This is a genomic window from Marinospirillum celere (assembly GCF_900112235.1).
Lineage (GTDB): Bacteria > Pseudomonadota > Gammaproteobacteria > Pseudomonadales > Halomonadaceae > Marinospirillum > Marinospirillum celere.
This window is the reverse complement of record NZ_FOLH01000001.1, coordinates 606,694-626,309: the sequence shown is the minus strand read 5'-3', so window position 1 is coordinate 626,309 and position 19,616 is coordinate 606,694. Positions and strand designations below refer to the sequence as shown.

Sequence of the window (19,616 nt, the reverse complement as noted above, 5' to 3'; positions counted from 1 at the left end):
TACTACTTATGACATGTAACGCAGTACTTAGCCTGACCATAGACATCATCGATGTCTATGGTCTCTTTTTCTGGTCTCAAGGGATTGATTGCCTTGCGTGACTGAATTCGAGCTACCCGCTTTTCATGATCTGCTTTAATTTGCTCAATCCTTTCTGGCTTCATTAGCTCAGTCAGCGGTTCGCCTTCCGTCCAGGTGAAGGGTGACCCATGATCCAGAGAGTTTTTTTCGTAGCTCATGGCCTCTTGAAATGCTTCTGGGTGGCGCTCCAACAGCCCCACCCACTCGATCTTTTGCTGATAGAAGCAGAAAGTGCAGCCGCTTCGTGAGCGCCATTCATAGTAGGTTGGCCAACCTAGCCCTGAGTTTTCTAGGATTTCTGCAACTGCAGGCTTGTCGATGCCATCTTCTCTAAAAGGAAGGTGAATCTTCAGCTTTTCTTGCGTTGCGTTGTAGCCTTCTCGATAAGGCTCATCAGACCTGATGGCAACATAGCTATGGATGATTTTGCCTTCTTTAAGCATGGGTTTAACCCAATCCTCAAAGGGCTTCAACTTCATTTGGCGGGTACACCACCTAGTTTGAGCAGATGGCAAGAAGTTATTGTACTGTTTGAGCCAGTAATCAAAGTCCCTATTTGGGTTTAGTCTTAGAATTGGCTTGCCGAGGAAGCCTTCTAGCTTACCTAAATACTCATATACTTCTGGCAGCTCTTTACCAGTGTCAGTGAAGAAGTAGTCGATATCCAGTTCAGGGTGATTCTGTCGCATATAGATAGCCAAAGCAGCACTATCTTTGCCGCCTGAAAGCCCTAAAACATGCTTTTCATTACTCATTACCCAACTCCTCACTACCTATATATTCACCGCTAAGCTCAGCCAAGGCAGCTAGTAGAATTTCTTTTTTGATGGATTCAGGCGTCGCTATCTGTTTCAAGCGACTCACCAAGTCATCAACCTCTTTCTGCTCACTCTCAGCAATATGAAAATCATAGTGCAGAGGCTTAGCTCGCCCCTCTTGTGACAGGATAACTGCCAGTGATTTGCGTTTGTCTTTTCGACCCTGAACATGCGCATAGCTTTCTGTTCTGACGAACTTTTGTGCCAGGTTAGCAATCTCGATAAAAGCGCCATCAAGGTCCGCATCGACCCAGTCGCGTGGCGGTTTGTTGGCTGCAAGGCTTCCCAGCCCTTCCACAGCGACATCGCTACCATCAAAAATAGTCATCCTTCCAATAAACGCATCGACACGAAAATCGCCTGACATCTGTTTAATGTTGGTTGCACGATCATTGAGTTCTTTCAACGCTTGGGCTGAATCACTAGGTACGTGAAGCTCTGTCAACAATAAGCCAGCCATACGCTGAAGCATTTTAGGGTAAGCTTCCACCAACTCGGTTAGGGCTTCATCAATGGTATTCGTGACCGCCTTGGCCAAAGCTGGATCTTGAATATCAACGTTTTCACTGTGAAGTGAGGGTAAGTCATTGAATAAAAGTTGATTCGGGTCGCTCGCATGTTTGAAGACACTGCGCGCCTTGATTGCAAGCGCTGAAAGACGGCTAGTACGCTTGGTCCACTCAGGTAGACGGTCAAAAACTGAAACAAGGCCACGCCCGATATCGATCGGAGCAAGCTCTTGCAAAGGGTTATTAGGATCGAGCCTGCGCACCAAGTCTGCCAGGCTAGAGAGCAGATGCTTGGAAACATGCGTCAAGTCCATCCAACGCAACTGTATTGAGTCTGGATCTTTGGAAAGATAATCGACCTCAAGATCAGTAAAACTAGATTGAAAAATTCCTTCGCGATAAAAAGCAAGATGCTCTCGATTTGATAGAATGAAAGCTACGGCAAGTACCGGCATCAGCCCTTTTTTTACACCATAGGGCTCTGACTCCCATAGGGCATAAATCTCACTCATAGCGACACTGCGCTCAGAATCTTGCTCAAGTAGCTCGGCAGCCGCTTCCCAAGCGGGCAGCAAACGGGCTGCGTCTTTTTCTTTGCTAGGCTTTACAAACCCATAACCCTGCTCACCCTGGCAGTAAAGGCCGGTATTTGCTAAAAGTGACTCAAATAGCCCCCCTTCAGCAGGATAGCCGACTATGCCTAGGCGCTCTTCGCCGTTGTTAAGCACCATGGCTCTTGTTAAAGCATTCTGAGCAGCAATGGCATTGCTCGATGGCTTGTTACGGTTAAGCAGTTCGTTGCTTATTTTTGGGGAGCCATAATAGAGGGCATCAGCAACGTCAGAAGCTTTGTTGTTCAAGCTCTTAATGCTGAGGTTTTCGAGATGGGTACCATCTTTAAACCAAACCGCGTTCATCATGGCCGTCTGCAACTCTGCTTCCAGCTGATTTTGAAGCAGAATTAGCCTGCTAGTAATTTCACGGCGGGCTACCATGTCCCCCTGGATTTCAGTAGACTCGTCTCGCACCTTCTCAAGGGCTTTGAGCTCTTTAGATAAATCAATAATGGTCCAGGCCTGTGTGGGATAACCCAAAATAACCTGCTGTCCTCGTTCTTTTGCAGCAATTGTGGCCTCTACACAAAGCTCTTTTGCCTCTTCAGTACTTTCATTGGAAGTAGGTAGTGCAAGGTAGTAGAGGCCAACGACACCCTTCTCAGGCACAAAATTTAAAAGTGCCTGACCAACGCCTTCCAAAGAGCCTAGCTTTACATCAAACCAACGCAAGGCTCCTGTTTCAAAATAGTGTCGTTTGGCTAGAACAGGCTGAAGCCCAGCCATCTGTTGCAGCAGCTGAAAATCAACATCACTCACCTCTTCACGCGCTTTTTCAGTTGCTTTTTCAACATCAAAATCGCTACCCGCAAAAATTGCATAAGCGCGGGTATGTTTTCGGTAGATAATGAATGACCAGGATTTAAGGTCAGCTAGCGCTTCGTCTACGCGCTTTTTAGGCACATTAAGCGACTCACGTAGAAGCTTGGAGGTCGCATAGAGGCCAGAGCGCTCGCGGAAAAGGTCTATTACAGCAATTGTCTTTAAGAGATCAACATGAGCACTCGAGTTCGTTTGCGCTTCACACCGATCTACAACTTCGGCAGCCATCGCCCAGCGATGCCCATCAGGAGAAGCAATAATGGTTGGCTCAAGATTAATTCTTAAATAATCCCACAAGCGCGCTGGGGAGTACCTTTCTGCAGGTTCAGCTGAGGCACGAAGATAGTCCTGAAAGCCTTCAGGCTCAGCAGAGTTCAGAAAACCAAAAAGACTGCGCTGGTTTTGGCCGAAACGTCGGCGAGAAATCGGCCCTAGAAGTGCGGCTACTACAGGGTGGAGTGGCCAGGTATCTTCAAGCAACTGCGCAATATCATCACCAACCCCTGGCTTGTTTTCCTTCATTACTCCAGCCGTAGAGAGGGCCGCAGCACTCGCCCGCACGCCTTTATGTTTAGAGTGAATGGCACGAGAAAGTAAGTCGATCTGCTCTTCACCTGCTGTATTGACAGCTAAGTCAGCAAAACGCCCCTGAATCTTAGACCACTCATCACGAGCATCTCTCGACAAGCGACTTGCATACTCTTCAAATGACTGGTGAAGTATGCCTACAACAACAAGCCGGCCATCAGAGCGAGTTGCAGCCTCGGCAAGCAACTGGAAAAAGTATAAATCCTCGCCCCTGCGAGCGGCTGCCTCAAGAAACTTACCCATCTCATCAATAAAGATAACTAGACCGGATTTCTTGGCGAGGGTTGTTAGCGTCTTAATTAAACTTTTATCTGTCCAGCCAGTTGAAGGCACTGAGTTCACAAAACCCTCTTCGATGAGGGAGTCACCAATAACGCTGTGCACAGATGCTCGCTGGCCAACTACTGGCAGTATCTGCCACTGCCCCATACCTACGGGCAAGGCTTTCCATACGGCTTCTGCAGCGGGCTGCCCAACTGCTAGCGCAGCTTCCTTTCGGGTGTTCTGATCATTAGAAATCAAGTGACTCAAGGCAATAACCAGACTTGACTTGCCACACCCGTAGGGGCCTGTCCAAGTGAAGGCTGTTTGACCATTGCTAATATGCTCAGCCATTCTGATCAGAACATCAGCAGATGATTGCGGACAGATAAAGCCACTTAAAGCATCCTTATCTTGCATATCCGAGTCGATACGAATTGAGCGCTGAAACCTTCTTTCAACGTAAACTTCGCTGGCTAAACTCATTGGCCCCTTGCTCCCTGATGTTCAGTTGAATAATCCTCAGCTAAATAGAAGGAAATATCGATATCGGATGGCGGCTTACTGCGAACAAGTTGCTTCAGGCCAGCTGTCTCTGACCACCGAATGCCCCCATGAGTGAAAGCATCAATACGTGAGAGGCGATCAACCAGATCATCTTCACTGAGTTGAAAAACCTTGCCAGGTGAGCCTGGCTTGTGAGCTATAGCCTCAAAAGATAGCGTATTTGCACTAGTGCTCTTAGCCCAAAAATCAATAAGCGCAAAGGTAAAAATCCCATCACCTAGTGTCACTTTAGGGCCACGAATTATTCTAAAACCATCTTTTTTACCGATAGGCTTGATTAGACTGAGTTCTGTTAAAGGTGACTCCATGGTATCTTCATGTGTCTGCTTATTCGTGGCTGGCTTGGCTACATAGGTTCTAACGAAGCAATCAACATCTCTTTTAATCGTTGATGGCGTTACTCGTGACCAGTTACGTTCCTGTCCCAGCTTAACAAGCGCACTGACAAGTGTGTCTCGCTCAAAATGATCACCTGAAAAATGGTTAAACACCCAAAACCAGGTTGTTAAATGGGGGTTTGAGGCCAGCTTCCAATGAAGCAGCCAAAGAGTGGAAGGGTTTTCCATGAATGGGTCCATCCCCCCCTCAGCAAAAATCTTGTCACCTACAAAACCAGGCTCAGCCGCAGCCCCTTTACGTCCTGACTGAATGACATCGCATTGAGTTGCCCAGTGTCGAATTGATGCCACCATGTTCTTGCCCACGCCAAACCGAGCGATAGCAGATACATCATTGAAAATAGAGTGATTTTCATCCAGATCTCGAGTTTCTTGAACCGCGTCGTAGGCTTTTTTTAGCCATCCATAGCGCATTGGGAAGGTTTCGTGACCTGAAAGCTGAGGCACATAGCCCGTTTCAAAAAGTGAACTGCTAAGCATTTTTTCCCCTGGAGGTTGTGTCCAGGCTAGACATTAACGACTAAAGAAACTAAGGTCAACAACTGGAAGCATCCTCCAGTTGAAACAAAAAGAGCAGATAATGGCTATCGAAAAGCACGAACCTATTTATTTTGACTACCAAGCCACTACTCCTGTCGACCCAAGGGTTTTCGAAGCCATGAAACCCTATTACAAGGAAGAATTTGGCAACCCCCACTCCGATGAACATAGCTTAGGTTGGAACGCCGCAAAGGCAGTAACCAGAGCTAAAGAACAGGTCGCCAGCCTAATAAATGCACTTCCAGAAGAGGTTCTGTTTACCTCAGGTGCAACAGAGTCGAATAACCATGTGTTTGCTGCAACAATGATGGCAAACAAAACAGACCGAAGGACAATACTCATCAGCTCTATCGAGCACAAGAGCGTAAGCGAACCCGCTTTCTTCTATGCAGAGCTTCTGGGCTACAAAATAGTTGAGTTACCTGTCCACCCAACTGGTCTCATCGACATGGAATGCTATAAGAAGTTATTAGACGAAGATGTTTTGTTGGTATCGATCATGGCCGTTAACAATGAGGTAGGTACAGTGCAAGATATTCCTGCTCTTTCAAACCTTGCACATGAGCAGGGTGTCCTTTTCCACACCGATGCAGCTCAAGCGACAACCAATCAACTTATTGATGTTTTAGCATGGGATGTAGATTTCATGAGTTTCTCAGCACACAAAATGTATGGCCCTAAAGGTATAGGTGCACTATTTATACACACAGCACTACTAAGCAGCCTCCCACCACTTCTTCATGGAGGTGGCCAACAAAATGGGCTTAGAGCAGGCACACTGCCAACCCCACTTTGTGTTGGGTTTGGTGAAGCAGCAAGAATCATAGCGCGCGAAATAGAAACAGATATCATTAAATATAACAATGCCAGAAAAGCACTAATAAACGGCCTAATCAAAAACAAAATTAAATTCAAGGTAAATGGCAACTCTAGCAACACTCACCCAGGAAATTTAAGCATCACTATATTAGGTTTTAACGCATCTGAGTTAGTGAATGCCATGCAACCATATTTCTGCTTATCTACTAGTTCTGCTTGCAATAGTGGTACGAATAGCTCAAATAGCACCACTTTACAAAGGATTGGGCTAAGCGAAGATGAAATCGCATGCACACTACGAATTAGTTTTGGCAAAGAAACAAATATCAAGCAAATAAACTTTTTAACAAAAATACTTGCAAGAAATACAAAAATTAAAAAGAAAGCAATACAATAAAAAAATGCCAATATTAAAAACCACATCACCACGATCAAAATCTATAACTATATAATCGCCAGACAACTTATTGACAATGGTATAAACACCCAAGAATCCACCTAAGTTTCAACCCATTTATTAAGCCATTAAAAATACAAAAAATTAAAACATCATTCAAAACACTCTAAACTTTTTATCAAACACTCACCCTTAAGAACGATAGCGCATCGCTCTTAAATCAAATAAAAGCTGAGCAAACCTAAAGCATACATGCATCTTGCAGTCAACCTGTGAGCCTAAGGCATTAATTGTATACACCAGAAAACTACAAGCCTGAAAATTTTAATAAATCATCAATTCTTGCCATCCACAATTTTTCAAAATACACAATTTTAATAACTTTATTTTTATCATCAAATTCCAGCAAGCTGCACTCCCTAGGCCTTTCTTCACACTCTATAAAATAATTAACCAAGGGATCACTGGCAAACTTTCTCTCCTCAATATTTGAGCCTGAAAACAAGCTTAAAACTTTGTAATTTTCATCATTAACTATAAACAGCAAGTTCAAATACTCACCGCTATAACTACTAGCTACCTCCAAGCATGCAAACATACTATACTCATTAATCCAAACTATATCAGAAACAACAAAATCCTCTTTTTTTAAAACCCAATCACCTGTCTCAATTTTTATAATTGCAAAACCTCCATCTTGCCCTTCTGCAAGTGAGTAAGCAAGGCATAAAAAATTATCATCTAAAAGATATGCACTTACACCTTCATATAAGCTTGGATTAGGGTAAAGATTGAGAAGAATTTCATGCGAAGTCAGGGTGAGCTTTACACAACCATCATCTTTAACTTCAATCCATTTGACGTTATCGAAAATATCAATACCATAATCTTCTGCAAGCGAGTACGGGTCAACTTCAGGTGAATGGCGATGTATTTTTTCAATCACACTAATAGGCAGTTTTTCTTTGGCCCTATCTATGTTTAATGACAAACCATACAAATCATCTGGACAGAGATTTCCTAGCATCAGCATAGTTATTACACCTATTAGTTAAAACCCTTTAACTTCTTTTAAAAAAACAATAATTTAAAACATCTTAGACAGAGGAGTAAAGCTACTAGCCAAGTATTTGACGGGGGTGCCATTGAGCCTACCGCCTGGGTAGTAGAGTGAATCTGTTATGATTTTTTCAATGCTTGGGAGTTCTGAGTGCGGGTCTATCGCACTTAACCAAGCTGGCATCTGTAACTGGCTGATTTCCTCTATCATTTTTACCTTCCTGGATTTTTTTGGGTTCATTAAGATGCGATTTGGTGACATCTAGTATGCAAATTTTTGCAGGGCTGCGCTAGTGTACCCAATGGTTTTTTACTAAAGCAATATACCCGCAGGGTTGCGCAGATCTGAGGTAAGTAGATGTTAAACAGGTCACAGCCTATCAAAACTAAAGCGAAAGCCTGGCTGCGTCGCCGGGGGTTGATTCGTCAGTAGGGTGATAAGTATTCTAGCTTTGCTGAGCTTTCACGCAATGATTGGTATTACCAGCAAACCTCATCCGGTTTTTCATGGTCAGGGGCGCGGCAATATCTGTAATCAGGGCGAGCAAGGCGGTTTGCAGTTAGAGCTGACGCCTTTTTTAAGGCTTAACCCGCTCGCTTTCTTCAAAAGACGCCGGTTGATTAAGGTACTAAGCCACCAACTAACCGGCATCTAACTTGCGACTCAGTTCGTCGCGCCCTTCCCTCATAATGCTTCCATCAACCAACAAGAGGGTTTGGGATGGAAGCTATTATTTGGTTAGTCTTGCTGGCGTTTTTGGTGGGTCTGGTGGTGGCTACAGCCAAGAACAAGCTGGTTTTTTATAACTCTATGGGCGATTTGGTTTTATCCTTCGCGCCTTGGGGTGTGATGCTTATAGGTGCAGTCATTATTGGCTTCATGACGCCTGAGCAAAGCCAGGTGACTCAGCGGGAATGGCAGGCCTGGTTGGAGCGTAAAGATCATCTTATGGATTGGACGATGATTGCTGGTTTGGTGGTAGCCGGTGGTGTTGCCTTGCGCAGCATGGTGATCAACCAGGGCTTTTTTACCGGGCTGCTGGTTGCGCCTTTTAAGGTGCTTTATGCCCTGTTTTTGCCTTTGGTGGCTTTGGCTTCCATTGCGCAAATTTTCGGGAAGGAGAAGTCGCTGGGTATGCGTGCCCTTTGGGTAACGATTTTCGGCCTTTTCTGGTGGCTGACGGATATTCTGGTGAACGGTGACCGGGTGGCTATGGAACGCACTGCTCGCAAGTGGGAGCTGTTTGATGACTAACTCTGATTTGCACTGGGATATTATCGGTGATGTGCATGGCCAGTTGCCGCTGTTGCTTCAGTTGCTGAAGGAGTTGGGTTATGAAGCTTTGGGTGATCACTGGCGGCATTCGCAGTGTCAGGCGGTATTTGTGGGTGATGTGCTGGATAGCGGCCCTCAGATGGGTGCGACTTTGCAGCTGATTCAGCGCATGGTGCAGGCCGGTGCTGCGCGTATGGTGGTGGGTAATCATGAGCTGGAGCTGCTGGCTTTTCTTTACCGGCGTGGTTTTACCGAGTTGGCTGAAGCTGACCCTGAAGCCGTGTTGGAGTGCCTTTTGAAGAGCCTGGTGAGTGACTATATCCGCCTGGCCAGTGATCTTTCCGACCAGCCCGAAGTGCTTTGGCAGCTGCTTTGTTGGCTACAGCAGCAGCCCTTGTGGATTGATGAGCCAGAGCTGAAGGTTGTGCATGCCTGCTGGGATACGACAGCCCTTCAGACGCTACAAAAGGCAGGTGTCGCATCCCTGAAGCCCCGCGTTCTTCAAGCCTGGCTTGCCAAGGAGGAGCCGGTTTATTCGGCGTTGGAGTTGTTGGTCTGTGGCTGCCAGCAGCTGGATGCACGGCGGCAGAAAATTCGCTGGTGGCCGGATGCGCTGGCCGACTATGCACAGTTAAATTTAGCGGAAAAGCAGGCCCCAGCCGCCCTGTCCTCTAGCAGTGAGCCTGTATTTTTTGGTCACTACAGTCTGAGTTATCGCAGTGAACTGACCGTCATTAGTGACTGGCAAGTCTGCACAGATTTTGGGGCAGCCTGCGGTGGACCTTTGGTTGCTTATCGGCATCGTCGTCAGCAGCCGATCAATAACCGACATTTTCATGGCGTTTTTTTGCCGTGCTGCTAGTGCCGGGTGCCTAACAGGCTTTCCAGAAGCTCTTCATCGGTCATATCTTCATGGAAATAGACCTCTTCCATCCCAGGGATGGCCAAGACCTCTGAAATCGTTTTCGCCTTGCTGACCAGCTTTTGAGCTTCTTCATCACTTATTTCTTTGGTTTTTTTCTCATGCTTTTTTTTACTCATCGAAATACCCTCTTTAATATTTTTAACAGCTTTTGGCTGTAGAGCCATTAAAACCCAAGTGTGCGACAAGCATTGTCGCAACCACCCCATAAACTGAGTTTTAATTTTTGACCAAGGCTGGCATTATTCATCGACCTAGGGAGCCTCTGATCAACGTAATGAGCGCAGGTTAGGCAAGGCGAAATTGAACGAAAAAGCGGAGTTTACAAAGAGTAAATGAGCATTTTGAGGCCAATTTCAACACAGCATAAGCAAGCGCAATAGTTAATCAGAGGTTTCCCTGCAGAAGACTTTAACTTATACAGCACAAGGACGCCCCATGCCCGCACAGCTCGATTCTCTTCAACCTGGCCTGATGATTCTGCAAGGCAACCGCCTAGAAGATCTGCGCGATCTGCTGACAGAGTGGATTAAAACCCATCCGCTGCGCCCTCTGGAAGATGAAAGCATTCTGGTACAGAGTAACGGGATCGCCCAGTGGCTGAAGATGGCACTGGCACGGGATGACGGCGGTTGTGGCATAGCGGCGGCGATGCAGGTGGATCTGCCCGGGCGTTTTTTGTGGCAGGCCTATCGCAGCGTGTTTGATGATCTGCCGGAAATCTCACCCTATGACAAGGCCCCGCTGACCTGGCGGCTGTATCGATTGCTGAAGGACTGGCCAGCGCTGGAAGAACGCGTGCAGGAATTGGGCGAAAACCCTGAACTGCTGCAGCCCCTGAAGGGCTTTTTAAGCCAGGATGCTGACCCTCGCCGCCTGCACCAACTGGCCGCCAACCTGGCCGATTTATACGACCAATATCAGGTCTATCGCGCCGACTGGCTGGAAGCCTGGGAAGCCAACCTCCAGGGTGCTAAACAGGACGAGCTGATCACCGCCAAGGGCAAGCTGGAGCCTTTGGAAACAGCGGATCGCTGGCAGCCGCTGATCTGGCGTTTACTGGTTGCGGATATTCAACATGATTCCAGCCTGGATCAGCTAGGTAAAAAACGCTTTGCCGCAAACGAAACCGACTGGACCCGCGCCAGCCGGGCCAGCATTCACCGCGCTGTGATCAAAAAGTGCAAAGAATTTTCACCCGAAAACCGCCCCGAAGACCTGCCCCGGCGAGTGCTAGTGTTTGGTATTTCTTCCTTGCCGCGCCAGACGCTAGAGCTGTTTCAGGCCCTATCGCCCTTTACTCAAATACTGGTGTTTGCCAGCAACCCCTGCCAGCACTACTGGGGCGACCTGGTGGAAGACAAGGAGCTGCTGCGCCGTGAATACCAGCGCATTACAGAGCGTAAAATCGACGCCAACCTCAGCCCTGAAGACCTGCACCTGCAGGGCCACCCGCTCTTGGCTTCCTGGGGCAAACAGGGCCGCGACTACCTGCATCTGCTGGATGAACAGGACGAGCCAGAAAGCTACCGCGAACAAGTACAAGAGGCCGTACAGCAGAATATTGACCTCTACCGCGACCCGCTGGACGAAAGCGACAACCTGCTAAGCCAACTGCAATCCGACATTTTTGACCTGCGTCCCTTGTCAGAACGCCAACAGCAAGACACCCCAATCGACCCAGAGAAGGATCGCAGCCTGGAGTTTTTGATTGCCCACTCCCCCCAGCGCGAAGTGGAAATCCTGCACGATCAGCTGCTGGCTACCTTTGAACAGGCCCAAAAGCAGAGCAAACGCCTGCCCCCGCGTGAGGTGCTGGTGATGGTGCCGGATATCAATGTCTATGCGCCCCACATTCAAGCGGTGTTTGGGCGCTATGCCGGTCAGGGTGAGGAACGTGACCCCCGCTTTCTGCCCTTTCATATTGCCGATCAGGGCCAGCGAGGGCAGAACACCCTGCTGATCGCCCTGGAAAAACTGCTGCAACTTCCCAGCTCGCGCTTTGCTGTCAGTGAGTTGCTGGATCTGCTCGATACGCCTGCACTACGTCAGCGTTACCGGATTGCCGAAGCTGACCTGCCGCGCCTGCGTGAATGGATTCAGGGCGCGAATATTCGCTGGGGCCTGAATGCCGAACAGCGCGCCGACCTGGGGCTGCCCAAGCAAGAACAAAACACCTGGCTGTTTGGCCTGCGCCGCCTGCTGTTGGGCTTTGCCAGTGGCAGCAGCCCAGCCTGGAAAGGCATAGAACCCCATGATGAGGTGGCTGGCCTGGAAGCCGCACTCTTGGGGCCCCTGGCGCAACTCTTAAAAGACCTGGAAACCACCCGCGACCTGCTGAAAGAAAACCACACGCCCGCTGGCTGGAGCCAGGCGTTAAAAAACCTGATCGCGCGTTTTTTCACGGATACCAGCAAAGCCGATACCTGGGCGATCACCAATCTGGATATTCAACTGGAAAAGCTGGAAAAAGTCTGGGAGTACGGCAAGCTAACCGATGAGACCCTACCACTGGAAGTCATCCGCGAAGAACTGCTCAGCGCCCTGGATCAGCCCACCCTGACCCAGAAATTTCTGGGTGGCTCGATCAACTTTGCCACCCTGATGCCCATGCGCGCCATACCTTTCCAACAGGTCTGGCTACTGGGTATGAATGACGGCGACTACCCGCGTAGCGTGCGCCCTGCTGATTTTGACCTGATGGCCAAAGACTACCGCCCCGGTGACCGCTCCCGCCGTGAAGACGACCGCTACCTCTTTCTAGAAGCCCTGCTTTCCGCACGAGAAAAGCTGGTCATTAGCTGGGTCGGGCGCAATATTCGCGACAACTCCACCCGCCCGCCTTCCGTGCTGGTCGGACAACTGCGCGACCACCTGGCCGCTGGCTGGCAGGCAGCAGGCGATCAGCCTCTGCTGGATGCACTCACCACCGAACATCCTTTGCAGGCGTTTAGCCCTCGCTATTTTGTTGAACCCGATCAAGATAGTGCAGCCGCAGCCAAGGATCAGCGGCTGGTCACCTTTGCCCATGAATGGCAGCAGCTATTTATCCAGAACCCTGAAACCACGGCTACTGAAACCGACACCCTACCGGCCTGGTATCCAGAAGCCAGCCTAGCCCTGCGCCAGCTTAATGATCTGTTGCGCTGTCCTGCTGATGCCTTCTACAAGGATCGCTTGAAAATCTACCCGGAGCGTGAAGCGGAACAACTACAGGAAGTAGAAAACTTTGCATTTAGTGGGCTGGAAGCCTGGGTGTTACAGGATCAATTAATTCAACAGACCTTCCATCCAGAAACGACTCCTCAAAATTATCCGCACCAGTTGGAACAGGCGCTGGACAAGCTGGTGCGCCAGGGCACCCTGATTGAAGGGGCTTTGGGTCGACATCAAAGTCAGCAGCTCACCGAACCTTTGCTAGAGCTATTTGAAACCTGGCAACAAGAACGCAACGAGATGCTGCCTCTGGAAAAACCAATAACCGATTTGCTGAGTTTCTCAGTAGAAGGCAAGACCATCTCGCTGGAGTTAAGCAGCCCCTATTTGCTGGTCAACTCAGATGCCAGCCAGTACAGCCAATTAATTGTACAAACCAGCCGGGCTATTGAGAAAAGAAGCAAGTCCTACGCCTGGCGGAATCTGACACGGCCCTGGTTGCACCACCTGGCTGCCCAAGTGCTCGTTCAGCAGCCGGTTACAACTCAGCTGCTGACGCCCAAGGGACAGGTCACTTGGCCTGGGCTTTCCATGGAAAAGGCTCAGGAGCAGTTATCCAGGCTAGTGACCCTTTGGTGGCAAAGCATGCAAAAGCCTTTACCCACGGCCTTGAGCACAGGGATGGCATGGGTTGCCAGCCTGCAGAAAGAGCCCGACAACCTGGAGCAAGCGGCTAACAAGGCCAGCGAAGGTTTTAACAAAGACTGCGCTTCTTCAGCTCGGCTGGGCCAGGTTTTCCCGGATTTTGACTGCCTGCATGGCCAGGCCGATTTTGCCTCCGCCACCGAGGCACTTTACGAACCCCTTTATCACGCCGTTAAAACGGAGGTTAACGCATGAGCCCATCAACTGAATCGCTTAACCCACTGACTTTTCCACTCAAGGGCTCGGCTCTGATTGAAGCCAGTGCCGGAACCGGCAAAACCTTTACCCTTGCCCTGCTCTATGTTCGGCTGGTTTTGCAGCAAGGCGGCGAGTTTGCTTTTGAGCAGCCCCTGCTGCCACCCAGTATTTTGGTTGTAACCTTTACCAAAGCGGCCACCAAGGAATTGCGTGATCGTATCCGTCAGCGCCTGGTTGAAACAGCCAGTGTGTTTCGTGCTGAAAAACCTGAGGAAGCAACCCGCGATTCCTTGCTTTTGGATTTACGCCAGGCAGTGATTGATGAAGGAAAGGCTGCCGGACAAACCGAACCCGAACGCACTTTGAATGCAGCGGCCTACCGGCTGGAATTTGCAGCTCAGTGGATGGATGAAGCAGCTATTTCTACCATACATGGCTGGTGCTACCGAATGCTCAAAGAGCATGCTTTTGACAGTGGCAATCTTTTCCAGCAAGAAATCATTGAAAGTGAAGTCGAGTTGCTACAACAGGCTGCCGAAGACTACTGGCGTCACTTTTACCTGCCACTTTCTGATGACGAGCTGAGGGAAGTACTGAGCTTCTTTGATTCGCCTACAGAAACACGCAAAAAAACCCGCAAGCTACTGGATCACCTGGAGCGACTAGAGTCTCCCCAAGCCCCACCCAGTAAACTTTTAGCTCAGGCTGAAGAGGAAAAACAGAACGTCCTCAAGCCATTAAAAGAAAAATGGCTCGAAACCTTTTTACCTGCACTTGAGGGGGCTTTTGATGAAGCAAATAAGATAAATGCTTATCAAAGAGCTAAACTAAAATCCAATCTTATAAAAGGACTGTTAGATAAGATTCAAAACTGGGCTGCCAGTGAGTCAGAGCACCCAGGCATTGATTACAGTGCCAAAACCTTTCAGCGAATGGCCTTAACTCTTGATGATGCTTGGACGGATAGGAGTGCTATCCCTTGGGACAATATTGGTTGCAAAGCACTCGCCGCCTTGCCCGAGCAACTAGCTGACTTGCCTTCTCCCTATGCTGACCTATTAAGGCATGCCGCTCACTGGATGGGTGCCGAAGTCCAGAAAACCAAGAGACAACAAAGCCAAATCAGCAATCAAGATCTTTTGCATCGGCTGGATCAGGCCTTGCAAGGTGATCGTGGTGAGCAACTGGCTGAATCCATTCGCAAGCAATTCCCGGTCGCTCTGGTCGATGAGTTCCAGGACACCGACCCTGTTCAATACCGTATTTTTGATGCCATCTACTCGATTAAAGAGCCAAAGCCAGAAACTGCCTTTTTTATGATTGGTGACCCCAAGCAAGCCATCTACTCCTTCCGAGGCGCAGATATTTTCACCTATCTGGCGGCTAAAAAAGCGACAGGTGAGCGTCAATATACGCTGGGTTACAACTTTCGTTCAGCGCCCCAACTCATCGCTGAGGTCAATCATCTTTTTGCTCTGGGTGAACAACGTGCGCGGGGTGCCTTTTACTTCAAGGAGCCGGAATCAAACCCAATTCCTTTTTTTGAAGTCAAACCCGGTAAAAAATCCAAACTTTGGCTCGAAGTAGATAGCGAAGAGCAAGCCCCCCTGAACACTTGGCTGATTACTAAAGACGAAGGTGAAGATCTTACAAAGAAGCGTTATACCCAGCAAATCAGTGTAATAACAGCCGCTCAAATCACCCGCTTACTGATCGCTGCCCAAAACAAAAAAGCCTGGCTTGTTGAACAGGATGACAACGGCCAAAAGCGTCGCTTGCTGCAAGCGGCTGATATTGCCGTGCTGGTTAGAGATAGAAATGAGGCCGATGCCATCCGCCAGGCCTTGACCGAAAAAGGCGTGCCCAGTGTTTATCTGTCGGAAAGAAGCAGCGTTTACCAATCGGATGCTGCCAGCGCCCTGCTCACTCTGCTGCAGGCGATTGCTGAGCCCTATAACGATGCACGCCTGCGCGCTGCCCTGGCTTTGCCTCAACTGGATCTTAGTCTGCAAGAGTTGAATCAACTCAATGAGGATGAGCTGAGCTGGGAAGAGCGGGTTCAACAATTTGTGGGCTACCACTACGACTGGAAAAAGCAGGGCAGCCTGGCTCTAATCCATAAACTGATTAAGGATTTCACCCTGGCTGAGCGGCTATTAAAGGAACCAGGCGGTGAGCGTCAAATCACAGACCTTCTACACCTTGCCGAGTTGCTGCAAAAAGCATCCATTGAACTGGATGGTGAACAGGCATTGATCCGTCACCTTCGGGAGCAAAATCAAAATCCGGATGAAAACAGCGAGGCCCAGCAAGTGCGCCTGGAAAGTGACCGTCAGCTGGTTCAGGTCGTCACTATTCACAAGTCTAAAGGCCTTGAGTATCCGCTGGTTTTTCTTCCCTTTGCAACCAGCTGCCGTCTCACTAAATCTACTGACATTCCGCTGGAAACGCATGATGAAGAAGGGCAGTTGCAGCAACATTTGCAAAGCAGCCCCGAAATTCTTGCCCAGGCTGATGCAGAGCGTTTAGCGGAAGATCTACGCAAGCTTTATGTTGCCCTGACGCGCGCCAGTTACTGCCAATGGGTGGGGCTAGGCGAGATCCAGGATCATCAACACAGTGGTATGGGTTATTTGCTTGGCGTCTCTGAAGAGCAGCCCCTTGCAGAAGCTGTTAAAGCAGCGAAGCTTTCGATTCAGGAAGTTGCTGCCAGTGATAAGGACTTTGAGCCTGAAACCAGCAAGAAATTAAAAGAGATCAGAGCACCTCAAGTTGGCAACCTCAGCAACTGGTGGATTGCCAGCTACTCAGCCATTCACTTTCAAAGTCAGGCCGGTGGCGCGCCTGTTGAAACAACTGATGCAGAGTCGCCTGCTGAAGGCTCGATTCCAGAAGTCACTTCTGAGCCGGAAACCGCCAAGGATGAGCAGACAGAGGAAGAAAGTCGTCGTGCCTCTGAAGGCAGGGATTTAGAAAACCAGGAGCCCAGAGATGCTCACCAAGGGCCGATTACCGCAGAGAATGTGCTGCATCGTTTTCCTGCCGGGGCGACCTGGGGTACGGTGCTGCACACGCTGATGGAATGGGCTGCCGTTCAGGAATACATCCCTGCCGAGGGGCCAAAAATCAAGGGCTTTGCTGCTGTCGTGAAGGAAAATGAGGAGAGTTTCCAGGGTTTCACCCGTTTTTGCAGCCGGCGGCGTATCCAGGAAGAGCAGGTTACTCCCCTCTGGGAATGGCTGATCAGCTTCCTGAGCACCCCCTGGAAGCTGGATAGTCTGGGGCAAGGCCAGGGCTTTGCTCTGCGTGAGCTCAAACCTGCTCAATTGGCGGTGGAGCTGGAGTTTATGATTGAAAGCCACTGGGTCAATGCGCCCAGCATGGATAAGAAAGTACGGGCACAAACCCTTAACCAGGTGGAGCGGCCCGTCGCCAAAAACAACCTGCTGAACGGCCTCTTAAAAGGCTTTATCGACCTGGTGGCTGAGCACGAGGGTCGCTACTACGTGATTGACTGGAAATCCAACCGCCTGGGTCGCCAGACCGAGGATTACACCCAGGAGGCCATGCTTAAGCAGCTGCTATCGCATCGTTATGATCTCCAGTATGTGCTCTACCTGGTCGCACTGCATCGGCTGTTGAAGGCCCGCCTGCCCAACTATGACTATGACCAGCATGTCGGCGGTGCCATTTATGTGTTTTTGCGCGGCACCCAAAACCCACAAACCCAGGGGCTGTTTTGTGACAAGCCGCCCAAGGCACTCATCGAAGAGTTAGATGCCCTCTTTGCCCCGAAAGAAAAAGAACAAGGAGCGACGCTATGAACGCATTAGTCACTAGACTGGAAGACTGGGTAGAAAAAGGTGCACTAAGACCCCTGGATTTGGCCCTGACCCGCTTTATTCATGAACAGGAACCCCAAGCCAGTGAAGCTTTGCTTCTGGCCACTGCCCTGCTAAGCGAGGCCAACGGCCATGGCCATGTCTGCCTGGATTTGCAGCAGGTGCTGGCCAAACCTGAGAAGCTGCTCAGCCCCGCTGATGAGCCGGAGGAAGCATCCCAGACATCGAGTATAGGGGGGCAACTTAAAGAACAGCTCAAAGGCTGGACGCTGGAAAGCTGGGTTCAAGCCTTACTAGACAGTGATGCAGTGGCCGATGAACGGGCGACTGATCAGCCTCAAGCTGCTTCCAGCCCCCTGGTTCTGGCAGGGAGTAAAGAGCGCCCACTGCTTTACCTGCGCCGCTACTGGATGTATGAGCGGCAGATCGAGCAAGGCATCACCCAGCGCCTGGCGCTTCAAACCCCCTGGTCGACTGAAAAACTGCGCTCCCTGCTGGATCAGTTGTTTAGTGACAAAAAACAAACGCCCGACTGGCAGAAGATTGCCTGTGCACTGGCAGCGCGTTCGGGCTTTGCCATCATCACCGGGGGGCCAGGTACAGGCAAAACCACCACCGTAGTACGCCTGCTGGCCCTGCTGCAAGGGCTACAACTTCAGGCCGGAAAACCACCGCTGAGCCTTCGTTTGGCTGCACCCACCGGCAAGGCGGCAGCGCGTTTGAGTGAGTCCCTGGCTGGTAGCGTGCAAAGACTGGATCTCGGTGCTGATCTGGCCAGAATCCAGGAACAAATACCCACCGAGGTTTCCACCCTGCACCGGCTTCTGGGCAGTCAGGCGAGAACTCGCCATTTTCGGCATCATGCCGGTAATCCTCTGGCCGCCGATCTGGTGGTCGTTGATGAAGCCTCCATGGTCGATGTGGAAATGCTGGCCAAACTGTTGGATGCACTAGCGCCCACAACCCGCCTGATTCTGCTGGGCGACAAGGATCAGCTGGCCTCAGTGGAAGCGGGCTCGGTACTGGGCAACCTCTGCCTGGAAGCAGACCAGGGCAATTACACCCCTGCCACTGCAGGCTGGCTAGAAGAGGCTACTGGCGAGCAACTGCCCCCAACCCTCTTGAGTGAAACAGGCAGCGCCCTGGCTCAGGCCACCACCCTGCTTCAACACAGTTATCGCTTTAATGACTATCCAGGCATTGGTGCCCTGGCTGTAAGCGTTAACTCGGGCAAGGCCAGTGTTGGAGAATTGAAAGGGATTTTTAATAGTTACGAGCGCAAAGCCAAGGAGGCGGCAACCAAACATAACAACCTGCAACTGATCAAACTAGATACCAGCCGCCAACAGCAAAGTGATTCAAAGCAAGCGGACCCCTGGGCTGCCTTAAAAAGCCTGGTTCGCGATGGCTATAAAGGCTTTCTGGAAACCCTAATTAACAAGCGCCCCACCGGCACAGCAAGTCGTGAAGAACTGGATGCCTGGGCATTGAGTATTTTTTCTGAGCATAAAAAATTCCAGCTTCTTACTGCCGTGCGCCGTGGCCCCTGGGGAGTAGATGCACTCAACCAACTGACACTTAGTGCTCTGAAAGAAGTTGAAAAACTCAAACCCCTGCTTGGAAACGGCAACTCACCCTGGTACTCAGGGCGGCCGGTACTGGTCACCCGCAATGACTACAGCCTGAAACTAATGAATGGGGATATTGGCATCTGCCTGGAATGGCCGACCCAGGATGAAACAGGACGCAAAGTGCTAAGAGTCGCCTTCCCCGATGGCCAGGGCGGCGTACGCTGGGTACTACCCAGCCGCTTACAAGGCGTAGAAACCGTATTCGCCATGACAGTCCACAAGTCCCAGGGCTCGGAATTCACCCACACCGCCCTGGTACTCCCTGACCGCCACAACCCGGTACTCACCAAGGAACTACTCTACACCGGCATCACCCGCTCCAGCCAAGCCTTCACCCTGGTCTACAGCGATGAAGGAACTCTGGAAACGACCCTTAAAGGCCGCGTAGAACGGGCAAGTGGTTTGGGGTAGAG

At 49.9% G+C, this 19,616-nt stretch carries 12 protein-coding genes; 7 read left to right on the top strand and 5 right to left on the bottom strand.

Annotated elements, in window-relative coordinates; genetic code table 11:
- Positions 1–2: 2 nt before the first annotated feature.
- From BM185_RS02990 to BM185_RS02980, 3 genes are read right to left on the bottom strand one after another with little or no spacing between them, the layout of a single operon-like run.
- Entirely contained in the window at positions 3–836 is an 834-nt protein-coding gene (locus tag BM185_RS02990) for a phosphoadenosine phosphosulfate reductase family protein (protein ID WP_091959030.1), read from the bottom strand.
- On the bottom strand, positions 829–4,179 hold the full coding sequence (locus BM185_RS02985; protein WP_091959027.1) for an ATP-binding protein: 3,351 nt from the start codon (positions 4,177–4,179) through the stop codon (positions 829–831). Before BM185_RS02985 ends, BM185_RS02990 begins: the two co-directional genes overlap by 8 nt.
- Entirely contained in the window at positions 4,176–5,105 is a 930-nt protein-coding gene (locus BM185_RS02980) for a DUF4007 family protein (RefSeq protein WP_218149363.1), read from the bottom strand. The genes BM185_RS02985 and BM185_RS02980 overlap by 4 nt, the downstream gene beginning before the upstream one ends.
- A 133-nt stretch (positions 5,106–5,238) precedes the next feature.
- Between BM185_RS02980 and BM185_RS02975 the strand changes: the two genes are divergently transcribed.
- Positions 5,239–6,414, top strand: a complete 1,176-nt coding sequence (locus BM185_RS02975; RefSeq protein WP_091959020.1) for a cysteine desulfurase family protein — start codon at positions 5,239–5,241, stop codon at positions 6,412–6,414.
- A gap of 307 nt (positions 6,415–6,721) precedes the next feature.
- Here BM185_RS02975 and BM185_RS02970 read toward each other — a convergent pair whose 3' ends face one another.
- Positions 6,722–7,447: a hypothetical protein gene (locus BM185_RS02970; RefSeq protein WP_091959017.1), complete on the bottom strand. Its 726-nt coding sequence runs from the start codon at positions 7,445–7,447 to the stop codon at positions 6,722–6,724.
- 478 nt (positions 7,448–7,925) lie between these two features.
- On the opposite strand from BM185_RS02970, the gene BM185_RS02960 reads away from it, so the two are divergent.
- The 3 genes from BM185_RS02960 (at position 7,926) to BM185_RS02950 (ending at position 9,611) form a co-directional block, all read left to right on the top strand.
- The gene (locus tag BM185_RS02960; RefSeq protein ID WP_177203449.1) at positions 7,926–8,129 is read left to right on the top strand and encodes a hypothetical protein; all 204 of its coding nucleotides are present in this window, start codon (positions 7,926–7,928) and stop codon (positions 8,127–8,129) included.
- A gap of 65 nt (positions 8,130–8,194) precedes the next feature.
- On the top strand, positions 8,195–8,728 hold the full coding sequence (locus BM185_RS02955) for a hypothetical protein (protein ID WP_091959009.1): 534 nt from the start codon (positions 8,195–8,197) through the stop codon (positions 8,726–8,728).
- A complete protein-coding gene (locus tag BM185_RS02950) occupies positions 8,721–9,611 on the top strand; it encodes a metallophosphoesterase (protein WP_091959006.1) in 891 nt (296 codons plus the stop codon). Before BM185_RS02955 ends, BM185_RS02950 begins: the two co-directional genes overlap by 8 nt.
- Here the strand turns inward: BM185_RS02950 and BM185_RS02945 are convergent.
- Positions 9,608–9,790, bottom strand: a complete 183-nt coding sequence (locus BM185_RS02945) for a hypothetical protein (RefSeq protein WP_143089470.1) — start codon at positions 9,788–9,790, stop codon at positions 9,608–9,610. The genes BM185_RS02950 and BM185_RS02945 overlap by 4 nt on opposite strands.
- Positions 9,791–10,109: 319 nt before the next feature.
- Between BM185_RS02945 and recC the strand changes: the two genes are divergently transcribed.
- The 3 genes from recC to recD are packed head-to-tail and all read left to right on the top strand — an operon-like array spanning position 10,110 to position 19,614.
- A complete protein-coding gene (gene recC, locus BM185_RS02940; protein WP_091959000.1) occupies positions 10,110–13,727 on the top strand; it encodes an exodeoxyribonuclease V subunit gamma in 3,618 nt (1,205 codons plus the stop codon).
- Complete coding sequence (gene recB, locus BM185_RS02935; RefSeq protein WP_091958997.1) at positions 13,724–17,554, top strand: exodeoxyribonuclease V subunit beta; 3,831 nt, start codon at positions 13,724–13,726, stop codon at positions 17,552–17,554. Before recC ends, recB begins: the two co-directional genes overlap by 4 nt.
- The gene (gene recD / locus BM185_RS02930) at positions 17,551–19,614 is read left to right on the top strand and encodes an exodeoxyribonuclease V subunit alpha (protein ID WP_091958994.1); all 2,064 of its coding nucleotides are present in this window, start codon (positions 17,551–17,553) and stop codon (positions 19,612–19,614) included. The genes recB and recD overlap by 4 nt, the downstream gene beginning before the upstream one ends.
- Positions 19,615–19,616: the final 2 nt, after the last annotated feature.

What these genes read in the sequence shown, in the direction of transcription:
- BM185_RS02990 (WP_091959030.1), bottom strand. Translation starts at nt 836, where the DNA reads ATGAGTAATGAAAAGCATGTTTTAGGGCTTTCAGGCGGCAAAGATAGT.
- recD (WP_091958994.1), top strand. Translation starts at nt 17,551, where the DNA reads ATGAACGCATTAGTCACTAGACTGGAAGACTGGGTAGAAAAAGGTGCA.
- recB (WP_091958997.1), top strand. Translation starts at nt 13,724, where the DNA reads ATGAGCCCATCAACTGAATCGCTTAACCCACTGACTTTTCCACTCAAG.
- BM185_RS02975 (WP_091959020.1), top strand. Translation starts at nt 5,239, where the DNA reads ATGGCTATCGAAAAGCACGAACCTATTTATTTTGACTACCAAGCCACT.
- BM185_RS02955 (WP_091959009.1), top strand. Translation starts at nt 8,195, where the DNA reads ATGGAAGCTATTATTTGGTTAGTCTTGCTGGCGTTTTTGGTGGGTCTG.
- BM185_RS02970 (WP_091959017.1), bottom strand. Translation starts at nt 7,447, where the DNA reads ATGCTGATGCTAGGAAATCTCTGTCCAGATGATTTGTATGGTTTGTCA.
- BM185_RS02985 (WP_091959027.1), bottom strand. Translation starts at nt 4,179, where the DNA reads ATGAGTTTAGCCAGCGAAGTTTACGTTGAAAGAAGGTTTCAGCGCTCA.
- BM185_RS02950 (WP_091959006.1), top strand. Translation starts at nt 8,721, where the DNA reads ATGACTAACTCTGATTTGCACTGGGATATTATCGGTGATGTGCATGGC.
- recC (WP_091959000.1), top strand. Translation starts at nt 10,110, where the DNA reads ATGCCCGCACAGCTCGATTCTCTTCAACCTGGCCTGATGATTCTGCAA.
- BM185_RS02945 (WP_143089470.1), bottom strand. Translation starts at nt 9,790, where the DNA reads ATGAGTAAAAAAAAGCATGAGAAAAAAACCAAAGAAATAAGTGATGAA.